1 pseudogene is annotated in these 313 nt (G+C 79.6%); it reads right to left on the bottom strand.

Annotated elements, in window-relative coordinates:
- Nucleotides 1-313: pseudogene (locus ACLBXO_RS31975) on the bottom strand (multidrug transporter CflA); the annotation flags it as partial.

Here is a 313-nt window from a genome sequence, read left to right as displayed (position 1 = left end):
CCGGGCCAGCGCGGCGGCGAGGAGCAGGGCCGCGGCGCCGGTCGCCAGGGCGAGGCCGGCGGCGATCACCCGCGGCGGGGGCACGCCCCGGGCCGCGGGCCGCCCGTTCAGGACGGCGCCCGCCATCACCGACAGGGAGCTCGCCCCGAAGACCAGCCCGTAGGCCAGCGGATCGAGGCCGAGGGCGCCGACGAAGACCAGCGCCGAGCCGGTGATGTAGGCGAAGACCGCCCCCGCCGCCGCGGCGTTGCACAGGGCGTGGCCGAGGAAGACCCGGCTCGCCAGGATCCGCCGGTAGCCGCGCAGGACCCCG

The organism is Methylobacterium sp. C33D, from assembly GCF_053345825.1.
This window is presented reverse-complemented; position numbering and strand designations above follow the sequence as displayed.